Annotated in this window: 5 protein-coding genes and 1 pseudogene; all 6 read left to right on the top strand. The window is 67.0% G+C overall.

The genetic code is table 11. The annotated features are described in order from the left end of the window. Nucleotides 1-177 (top strand): annotated as a pseudogene (locus AC1D2K_RS27735) (type VI secretion system contractile sheath large subunit); the annotation flags it as partial. A gap of 131 nt (nucleotides 178-308) precedes the next feature. Continuing rightward, the gene (locus AC1D2K_RS27730; protein WP_478092708.1) at nucleotides 309-794 is read left to right on the top strand and encodes an Hcp family type VI secretion system effector; all 486 of its coding nucleotides are present in this window, start codon (nucleotides 309-311) and stop codon (nucleotides 792-794) included. Nucleotides 795-916: 122 nt separating this feature from the next. Then, complete coding sequence (gene tssJ / locus AC1D2K_RS27725) at nucleotides 917-1,513, top strand: type VI secretion system lipoprotein TssJ (RefSeq protein WP_478092707.1); 597 nt, start codon at nucleotides 917-919, stop codon at nucleotides 1,511-1,513. Nucleotides 1,514-1,550: 37 nt separating this feature from the next. Further along, nucleotides 1,551-2,906 (top strand): type VI secretion system baseplate subunit TssK, encoded by a 1,356-nt coding sequence (tssK, locus tag AC1D2K_RS27720; protein ID WP_478092704.1) that lies wholly within the window; start codon nucleotides 1,551-1,553, stop codon nucleotides 2,904-2,906. 41 nt (nucleotides 2,907-2,947) lie between these two features. Continuing rightward, entirely contained in the window at nucleotides 2,948-5,791 is a 2,844-nt protein-coding gene (locus AC1D2K_RS27715; protein ID WP_478092703.1) for a type VI secretion system Vgr family protein, read from the top strand. Next, nucleotides 5,788-6,310 (top strand): phospholipase D-like domain-containing protein (locus tag AC1D2K_RS27710; protein WP_478092701.1); only part of this gene is annotated, 523 nt, incomplete at its 3' end. The genes AC1D2K_RS27715 and AC1D2K_RS27710, both read left to right, overlap by 4 nt.

Here is a 6,310-nt window from a genome sequence, read left to right as displayed (position 1 = left end):
CAGGAAACCAAGGCGCGGCGTCCGCTCGCTGCGGCCGAGGTGGTGGTCGAGGACATCGAAGGCAATCCGGGCTACTACAGCGCGAAGTTCTTCCTGCGTCCGCACTTCCAGCTCGAAGGCCTCACGGTCTCGCTGCGCCTGGTCGCGAAGCTGCCGTCGCTCAAGGAAGCGGCCTGAGCGACTGCGTCTTCAAGCATTGATGAAGCGGCGCGAAAAAGACGCCGCCCGACGAAGAGACGCCGGTGCGCATCTGCGCTCGCGGCGGCCCATCCACTCATAAAAAAGCAAATACTGCTCAGGGGAATTTCATGTCTCAAGATATCTTTCTGAAACTCAACGGCATCGAAGGCGAGGCGCCCGACGCGGCCCACAAGAACGAGATCGAAGTGCTGTCCTTCAACTGGAAGGTCGCGCAGGAATCGATGATGCACGCCGGCTCGGGCGGCGGCGCCGGCAAGGCCACCGTGGACGACCTGGAGTTCGACCATTACGTCGATCGCTCCAGCCCCAACCTCATGAAGTACTGCCTGACCGGCAAGCACGTGGCCGAAGCCAAGCTCACGGTCCGCAAGGCCGGCGGCAACCCGCTCGAGTACCTCAAGTTCACCTTCACCGACGTGATCATCACCAGCGTCGCGCCGAAGGGCTCCAACAGCGACGAATCGCGCGTGCGCGAGACCGTGCGCCTGTCCTTCTCGAAGGTCAAGCAGGAGTACGCCGTGCAGAACGCCCAGGGCGGCAGCGCCGGCGCCATCACGGCCGGCTACGACATCAAGGGCAACAAGGAGTCCTGATGCGCGGGCCCGGCATGCCGGGCCCTGCGAGGAACCGCGCCTCCGGCCGCGGATGCATGCCCGCATCGCGCGCGACCGGGGCGGGGCTCCTTTTCCTTTTTCCGATCCTCACCAAGTTCAGCATGGCCCTCCACTTGTCAGATCCCTGGCGCATCGCGATCGCCTGCGCGCTGGCGGCGATTGCCCTGACGGCGCGGGCGCAGATCTCGGTGTCCGTCGAGCCGCCGTCCCTGCCCTCGGCACCATCCTTCGCCGCGCCGTCCTCGTTCTCGACGCCGTTCTCCTATCCACGGGAGCAGACCAAGCTCGACATCAGGCTCACGGCGGCCAGCGACCTGAACCCGGACGACAAGGGCAGGGCGGCGCCGATCTTGGTGCGCATCTACGAACTGCGCTCCGAAGCCGGCTTCGAGTCGGCCGACTACTTCACGCTCCAGCAGCACGACAAGGCGCTGATCGGCAGCGACCTGCTGGTGCGCGAGGAATTCATCATGCGGCCCGGCGACGTCCGGACCATCCGTCGCAAATCGCATCCCGACCTGGCCGCGATCGGCGTGCTGGCGGGCTACCGCGACCTCGCCCACGCCGACTGGCGCGCGGTGCAGAAGGTCGAACCCGCACCCGAGGCCGCCTGGTACCGGGCCGTGCTGCCGGCCCAGAAGCTCAGGCTGCAGATCGACCTGCAGGCCCAGGGCGTGCGGTTGACGCCCATCCATTGATTGATCCCCACTGCCTGCGAGCGGAAGCAACGACACCATGAGTTGGTACAACAAGGTCGCCTGGAGCGAAGGCCTTTTCCTGCGCCCGCAGCTGTTCCAGCAGCAGRAGCGCTACCTGGAACACCTGGCGCACAAGCGCGCCGCCGCGCTGAGCCCGTTCTACTGGGGCTTCGGCCGCTACGCCATCGATGCCGAATCGCTGTCGCTGGGCAAGGTGGTGCTGGCGAGCGCGAGCGGCATCTTTTCTGATGGCACGCCGTTCGACACGCCCGGCCAGACGCTGCCGCCCGCGCCGCTCACGATCCTGCCCGAGCATCTGGAGCAGCTCATCTACCTCGCGGTGCCGATTCGCACGCCCAACGGCGAGGAAACCACCTTCGACGACGCCGCCGCGTCGAGCGCATCGCTCGCGCGCTTCTCGGTGTTCGACACCGAGCTGCGCGATGCCAACTCCGTCGGGCAGGGCCCGAAGACCGTGCAGCTGTCGCGCCTGCGCCTTCGCCTGTTGCCGCAGCGCGAGATGACCGACGCCTGGATCGGCCTGCCGTTGACCCGCGTGACCACCTTGCGCTCGGACGGCAGCATCACGCTCGACGCGCAGCTGATTCCGCCTGTGGCTGGCTATGGCGCGAGTTCGCTGCTGGCCGACTGGATCACCAACCTGCATGGCCTGTGCCGCCTGCGTGCCGAATCGCTGGCGGCGCGGCTCAGCGGCAGCGACGGCAGGTCCAGCGAGGCGGCCGAGGTGTCGGACTTCTTGCTGCTGCAGATCCTCAATCGCTACGAGCCGATGCTGGAGCATTGGCTGCGGGTGCGCGAGACCTCGCCCGAGGCGCTCTACATCGCGCTGCGCACCCTGAGCGGCGAACTCTCCACCTTCGTCAGGGCCAGCACGCGCCGGCCCAAAGGGCATCCGGCCTACCAGCACATGGACCCGCACCTCTCCTTCAAGGGCCTGGTGGGCGACGTTCAGGCTCTGCTCAACGACGTGCTGGTGCGCAGCGCGCAAAGCATCCCGCTGGCGGATCGCCCCAATGGCGTGCGCGTGGCAAGCGTCGACCTCGGCGAGTTGCAGGGATTTGCAAGCCTTGTGTTTGCCGTCGCGGCCCACGCGCCGCCCGATGTGCTTGCCAGCCAGTTTCCCGCGCGCTGCAAGGTCGGCCCCAGCGACCGCCTGCCCGAGCTCATCCGCTCGCACCTGCCCGGGATCCCGCTGCAGGCGTTGCCGGTGCCGCCGCGGCAGATCCCGTTCAACGCCGGCTTCGTCTATTTCCAGATCGATTCGCGCGGGCCTTTGTGGGAACACCTGCTCAAGCACGGCGGTCTCGCGCTGCACATCGCCGGAGAGATCCCGGGCTTGCGCATGGAGCTCTGGGGCGTGCGAGAGAAGTAGCCCCGCCGCACCGCGGCGCCATCACGTAGAGGAGACCCATCATGTCGAGCAACCACACCCTGTCCATCGAATCCCCGGCGATCCCGGTCGTCCTGGGCCGCCCGGCGCTGGAGCCCGTGCGCCTGTCGGGCCGCGAAGGCCTCAACAGCCTGTTCGAATACGAGCTTCTGCTCAAAACGCCCGATGCCTTGAACCTCGGCGCCAGCGGCGCGGCCGACTTCGATCTCGACGACTTCATCGGGCGCGAGATCAGCTGCAGCATCCAGCTCGACGGCTCGGGCGAGTTCATTCCCGGCGCGGTCGGCGCCAGCGTCGATCGCGTGGGCGCCGGCACTCGCCAGATCAACGCCGTGATCGCGGTCGCGGCCTTCTGGGGCGAGGAGGGGCGGCACCTCCAGTACAAGCTCATGCTGCGCCCCTGGCTGCATCTGCTGGACCAAAGCACCGATTGCAAAATCTTCCAGAACAAGACCGTGGTCGACATCCTCGACGAACTGCTCGGCGCCTACCCCTTTTCGGTCGACAAGCGCCTGTTCGACAGCTACCCCCCGCGCGACTACCAGACCCAGTACAACGAGAGCGACCTCGCGTTCTTCATCCGCCTGTGCCAGGAATGGGGCATCAGCTACCACTTCGAGCACAGCGAGGGCAAGCACCGGCTGGTGCTCAGCGACGCCATGGCCGCCTACCGCAAAAGCGACAGCGAGGCCTACCGGCAGGTCGAGTACCACGCACCCGGCTGGAAGATCGATGCCGAATACCTCCACAGCTTCGTGCCCGAGCACCAGCTGACCAGCGGGCGCTACACCACCCGGGACTACGACTACACCCGCCCGCGTGCCGACCTCACCCAATCGCGCAGCGACCCGCGTCCCACGGGCCAGGCCGACGGCGAGGTCTACGAGTGGCACGCAGGCCGTGGAGGCAGCCACTACGCCCAGCCCAGGGCCGGCAGCGCCGAGGCCAACGACCCGCAGGACGAAGGCCGCCAGCTGGCGCTGCTGCGCATGCAGGCCCTGCGCACCCACGGCGCCAGGGCCAGGGCCAGCGGCAACCTGCGCGGCATGGTGCCCGGCTTCACCTTCAAGCTGGCGAAGCACCCGCGCCAGAAGGCCAATGCCGAGTACCTCATCCTCGACACGCACTTTCTGATCGAGGACGTGGCCCAGGACAGCCAGATCAAGGACGCTGCGCCCGGGCGCAAGCAGCAATGGAAGGTCGAAGTCGACTTCACGGCCCACCCCGTCACCGAGCCCCTGCGCCCCGCGCTCACCCAGCCCAAGCCCTTCGTTCGTGGCCCGCAATCGGCCCTGGTCGTCGGCCCCGAAGGCCAGAACCTCTGGACCGACCAGTACGGCCGCATCAAGGTGCATTTCCCCTGGGACCGGCTGGGCCAGAAGAACCAGCATTCGACCTGCTGGGTTCGGGTCTCCAGCGAATGGGCGGGCAACCAGCTCGGCGGCGTTCATGTGCCGCGCATCGGCCAGGAAGTCATCGTCAGCTTCCTCGACGGCGATCCGGACTTGCCCATCTGCACGGGCCGCGTCCACAACCAGAACAACCTGCCGCCGTGGGCGCTGCCCGGTCAGAGCGCGCTCTCGGGCATCCGTTCGCGCGAACTCACCGAGGAAGGCGGCAACAGCGCGGCCGGCCGCAGCAACCACGTCGTGCTGGACGACACGCCCGGCAAAATCCAGGTGCAGCTCAAGAGCGACCACCTGAGCAGCTCCTTCAGCGCGGGCTACATCACCCGCATCGAAGACAACACCGGGCGCAAGGACTCGCGAGGCGAAGGCATCGAGGTACGCACCGACGGCCACGCAGTGTTCCGCGCCCAGGCCGGGGCGCTCTTCACCACCGAAGCCCGGCCCAATGCCCAGGGCCATGCCAAGGACATGGATGAAACCGTGGCACGCCTGACGGCCGGGCATGACCAGCACGACGCGCTGTCCGGTTCGGCGCAGCAGGCCGAAGCCCATGAGGCCGGCGACCAGGATGAAGTCACCAAAGCCCTCAGGGCGCAGAACGACGCCATCAAGGGTGATGGCTCCACGGGCGAAGGTCACTTCCCCGAACTCGCCGAACCCCACATGATGTTCGCCAGCCCGGCCGGCATCGAAAGCACCACGGCGGGCTCCACCCACATCGCCAGCGACGAGCACACGGCGCTCACCAGCGGCGGCCACACCAGCATCTCGGCCGGCAAGAGCCTGCTGGCCAGCGTCAAGGACGCGATCCGGCTGTTCGCCTATCAGGCGGGGATACGGCTGTTCGCCTTCGGCGGCGACATCGACATCAAGGCGCTGAAAGAGAGCATCAACCTGATCGCCAAGCTGAACATCACACAGACGGCGAACACGATCACCATCAGCGCCAAGGAAGAACTGATGTTGAACGGGGGTGGCAGCTACATCCGCCTGAACGCCGCGGGCAATGAGCAGGCCACCTCGGGCCGGCACATCGAGTACGCCGCAAGCCACAGCATGGTCGGACCGAAGAACGTGCCTACACCTGTCGTGAACGGCATGTCGAGCCTCAAGGAACTGCACCACAAGAATGTGCTGAGCTTCGTACTGCTATCGCACGCGCAGGACGGCCGGCCGCTGAGCCTCGAGCCCTACGCCTTGTACAAGGACGGCGCCAAGGTCCGTGATGGCGTGACCGATGCGCACGGTGCGGTGCTCATCGAAGACCACCAGAGCGGCACCGCTGCGTACAAGGTCAAGCTCGCCAATGGCCACGAATACGAACTGCCCGTCAAGGCGCAACTCGACGCCGCGGACGACAGGCTCGCCGCCCGCGGCTATCGCGCGGCCCAAGGCAGCACGCAGGACCGCATGGCGCATTTCCAGCACCGCCAGGACACCGAGGAAGGAAAGCAATGAGCGACACCCAGACCATCTCGTGCGTTCCCTTGAGCGAAGCGTCGCGCAAGGCCAGCGGCAGTGCGCAATGGTGCCTGGAGAAGGCCAAGGACGGGAAGGCACGGGTGTTTCACCAAAACAACCTGGAGGTGTTCATCTGCGGCGAACTGGCCTTTGCGCAGATCGCCGAGGACATCCGCAACGCCCAGCGCAGCATCGACATCATCTGCTGGGGCTTCGATCCGGCGATGGAGCTGACCCGCAAGATGGCGACGGACTGGCCGCGCGGCGAGACCTGGGGCCGCCTGCTGGAAGACGCGGCGAAGCGGGGCGTGGAGGTCCGGCTGCTGGCATGGCACGACGCGGTGGGCAGCCCGATGGTGAACAACATGCCCGGCTACGGGAGGGATGCGCCCTACGAACTCAAGGCCGCGGCCTCGCGCGGCATGGCGGCGGCGGTGCTGCCCGCGGGCAGCCTGCGGGAACAGCCGCGGCCCACCGACAACCGCGACCAGCGCGAGGTGTTCAACGCGAACTGGT

This window comes from Variovorax sp. P1_H12_2 (assembly GCF_056405335.1).
Note: the sequence above shows the minus strand (reverse complement) of the source record. Positions and strands in the feature narration are given on the sequence as shown.